The sequence below is a fragment of the Mesorhizobium sp. P5_C1 genome (genome assembly GCF_054049815.1).
This window is the reverse complement of the sequence record NZ_JBFULQ010000572.1, coordinates 1-3,369: the sequence shown is the minus strand read 5'-3', so window position 1 is coordinate 3,369 and position 3,369 is coordinate 1. Positions and strand designations below refer to the sequence as shown.

The window sequence follows — 3,369 nt, the reverse complement described above, 5'->3', positions numbered from 1 at the left end:
GCTCGCAATACCGCGAGATACGACGGTCCGCGTCACTCAGACCAAGTCGTATAACCCAAGGTTGCGAATTGTTATATTTGTAATTTGGAGTTAATTTGAGATATTGCCTAATTCTAGCGCTTGAAATTACACACTCAATCTATAATTTTTATTATTTTATCTATAACGCATCGTTATATACTGAGGCGGTTCGTTGCTCCCCAGGTTGGCGTTATCTGCTTCCCGGGTGGCGTTATCAGGGAAAGGAGCGCAGGGATGGAGTTGCTGCAGAGCGACCTGAAGCTCCGTCAACTGAAGGTGTTCCGGGAAGTGTTGCGGGCCGGTTCGACAAGGCGAGCGGCGGTAGCGCTCGGGATAAGCCAGCCGGCCGTCAGTCAACATGTCAAGCAACTCGAGACCACGCTTGGCATCACACTCTTCAAGAGATCAGCCAACCGCATCGTTCCCTTGCAGGAAGCCTGGGAACTCCTGCGAAACGTAGAACTTGCCCTGACGTCCCTGGATCGGCTGGAAGCGTCGATCTTCGCAATGAAGAACGAGGAAAAACAGAGGATTGCGATTGCCGCGCCTTCTGTTTTCGGTTTCGTGACCCTGCCCAAGGTTGTGGCGATTATCCACTCAAAGACTGCTTCGAATGTCCGGTCGATTTCTGGAAGCTACGAGCAGATCGGCGAACACATCCTGGCCGGGCGGGCGGATCTCGGTATCTCGAGATTGCCCCTGGATCCACGCCTGTTTGAATGGGCGCCGCTTGGGTCGGCACGAAACGTATGCATCTTTCATCCCGACCACCGCTTTTCACAACAGACCTGTATCGAGGCTCACGACCTGGCAGGCGAAACGATCGTCGATATCGATCCGCAGTTTGCCGCCCACCAAATGAACTTCAATGCCTTGCGCTTCGCCGGCGTTGAGCCAGACATACTGGTGGAATTCGATTGCAACGGTCACGAAGCCGGATACGTCTCGGCTGGCCTAGGGATTTCGATAACCAATGAGATCATAGCGCGCGAATATGCGGCGTTTCACTTGGGAATAAAGCCAGTGGAACCATCCGCGCTCTATCACTACGTGGCGATTTGGCAGAAGGGCAGGACCTTTTCTAACGCATTGAATGTATCGCTCGAGGCGATAATCGCTGCGTTTTCCACGGAGCCGCCTGCGAGAGGTTGATAGGCTGCCCTCGCAACTCGGATCGTGTGCAGGGTTTCCGGCTTGAGATGCGTATGTCAACGCAACATCTCCCAATCCTTGTGACCCGTGACCAGAGCGACTTGTTCTATCGTGAAACCTTTTGACACTCACATCTATGCGGCGCGCGCTGCCAACAGCGCGTGGAGAGCCTCCGGCTTCAAATGGGTGTAGCGCTTCAACATTTTCCAGTCCTTGTGCCCAGTTACCAGCGCAACCTGTTCGATCGTGAATCCGGCCTCGAAAAGGCGGCTTGTCCCTTCGTGCCGCAAGTCATGRAAATGAAGGTCGTGGATACCCAGGTCACCGCACCCTCGGCGGAAGGCGGTGCCGACTGACCTGTGATTGAATGGGAAAATTCGATCATCGTCGTTGCTTCGCTTGGCGCGCTGCTCCTCAACAATGGTCCACGCGTCGTAACCGGTCGCTGCGAACAGCGGTAGAATGCAGCTTCCTTCACGGGTGCGCGGCCGCATCGCGGCCTTGATCTCTGCATTGGGGGGACGAACTGGCGGTCATCGCCGCCGACCTGGGCTAGTCGCGTGAAAAATTCCTGAGCCGGACAGCGTCACGGTTTCCGAACGACGCGCCGAGCCAGTGACAAGGATATGAACTTGCCGCCTCGGAAACCGCCAATTCATGTGTTGAGCACCACAAGTTCGTCATCCAACCCATAGCGAACAACTTTGAAATGGCCGCTAGGTCCCAGAAGGCTTTCTCCCTTCATGACTGGGAGACAAAATGGAAAGAGCGCGGGATTGTTTAACAGCATGCTGAGAGGAGTTTTTCCCTCCGGTATGGCCAGCAACGTGGCATACACTAGCAATGCGATCACATCCCGGTCACTAACGGATTCAGGCTCCGCCTTTTCGTAGCTGCCGGCAACAACAGCATCTCGCAGGATGCCCCAGTCAACAAAAGAACGAACTACAAAACGCGCGTAACGACTGACTGTTTGCCGGTCACCGTATTGTTCTTTGAGGCGATTCACAATTTGTGCCTGGGTCACCCGCGATTGTAGGTTTAGCAAGCGCCCGGTCTGCCGCGCTGTGTTAAACCAAAAGGGATAGGCGGCTGAAATCATTGCCCATTGAATCGTAAGTTCTTGATCGGGATGCTTCTGCAGGGCCTGGAGCGCCATATCTCGAAAAACAACCAACTCGGCAGCGGGCGATGGCCAAATCGCCATCAGATTGTTCACGAGAAATGTCCTCGTCCACACGCTGCGCTCCCCAGGCTGTATATTCCTACCTTCTGCGGCAAGTGCGGTATGCAGCTCATGCCGAATTTCCTTGCCGTTCATTCCGGCAAGCACGAAGTTCGCTGTCTTCCGCATCCATTCGTACGGAATGACTTGCTTTACGCCTATAGAGTCATGACGCTTGCTCATCGCACTTCCCGCCGCTCGAAACGGATCAGGGGCACGATGACTTCCTCGATTGCAACACCACCATGACCGACGAGGGTCTCGCCCGGTGTAGCGAAAGCGCCTGCGCCCTGCGCCACGAGCGGGAAGGTTTCGGCTGGCAGGCCGATCGGGTTCCATTTGCGAGCGAACGGGAAGGATGCCGCCGCCTGGTCGCGCAATTCTGGCGTCGGATAAATTCGCACACGTTCGCCGCGGATCTCCGCGATCACGCCTTCACCTGGCCGCCCCATCCCGCGGCACTCAATATTGCCGTGATCGGCCGTCAGCCAAACGTCAAAGCCCTTGTCGAGCAGTGCGCCGATCAGAGAGCTGAGAAACCCACTCTCGCACCACTGGGTGATCTGGTTATGCATGCCCGCGCTGCCGAGCTGCATGCCGTGCATGATCCGATCGATCTTATCGACAACAAGACCGGCGATCCGCGTTTTGGGAGAGATCAGCGCGGTGTCGAGCGTTTCGGAAACGTCACCGCTGGAGGGCATGTCGCCCAAAGCCCGCTGATAAGCGATTTCCGCCTTGGAGAAACCGATATCTTCCCACAGCTTGCGCCAAAGATTGCCTTCGGCATTGGTCGAATAGATCGAAGTCGGAAAATAGAGGGGTGGCCTCCCGGAGAAAATAGCTTGCCRCGAGATGGAAGTCAGCGTCGGAATCCAAGCAAAAATCGCGCTCTCGTGAATGAGAAGTGACGGATCGCGTTCCTCAAGGGTACGGCGAACCGTTATCCACTGATCGAGCGCCAGCCCGTC

General features: G+C 55.6%; 3 protein-coding genes and 1 pseudogene. 1 reads left to right on the top strand and 3 read right to left on the bottom strand.

Features of this window, described 5'->3' with window-relative positions:
• Positions 1 to 255: 255 nt before the first annotated feature.
• Positions 256 to 1,173, top strand: coding sequence for a LysR family transcriptional regulator (locus ACXJ7R_RS28060; protein ID WP_457154667.1), 918 nt, complete (start codon positions 256 to 258; stop codon positions 1,171 to 1,173).
• Positions 1,174 to 1,307: 134 nt separating this feature from the next.
• Here the strand turns inward: ACXJ7R_RS28060 and ACXJ7R_RS28055 are convergent.
• The 3 genes and pseudogenes from ACXJ7R_RS28055 to pglZ form a co-directional block, all read right to left on the bottom strand.
• Positions 1,308 to 1,550: pseudogene (locus tag ACXJ7R_RS28055) on the bottom strand (tyrosine-type recombinase/integrase); the annotation flags it as partial.
• 278 nt (positions 1,551 to 1,828) lie between these two features.
• A complete protein-coding gene (locus tag ACXJ7R_RS28050) occupies positions 1,829 to 2,581 on the bottom strand; it encodes a hypothetical protein (RefSeq protein ID WP_457154666.1) in 753 nt (250 codons plus the stop codon).
• Positions 2,578 to 3,369, bottom strand: a 792-nt coding sequence (pglZ, locus tag ACXJ7R_RS28045) for a BREX-3 system phosphatase PglZ (protein ID WP_457154665.1), incomplete at its 5' end; no start/stop codon positions are given. The genes ACXJ7R_RS28050 and pglZ, both read right to left, overlap by 4 nt.

What these genes read in the sequence shown, in the direction of transcription:
- ACXJ7R_RS28060 (WP_457154667.1), top strand. Translation starts at nt 256, where the DNA reads ATGGAGTTGCTGCAGAGCGACCTGAAGCTCCGTCAACTGAAGGTGTTC.
- ACXJ7R_RS28050 (WP_457154666.1), bottom strand. Translation starts at nt 2,581, where the DNA reads ATGAGCAAGCGTCATGACTCTATAGGCGTAAAGCAAGTCATTCCGTAC.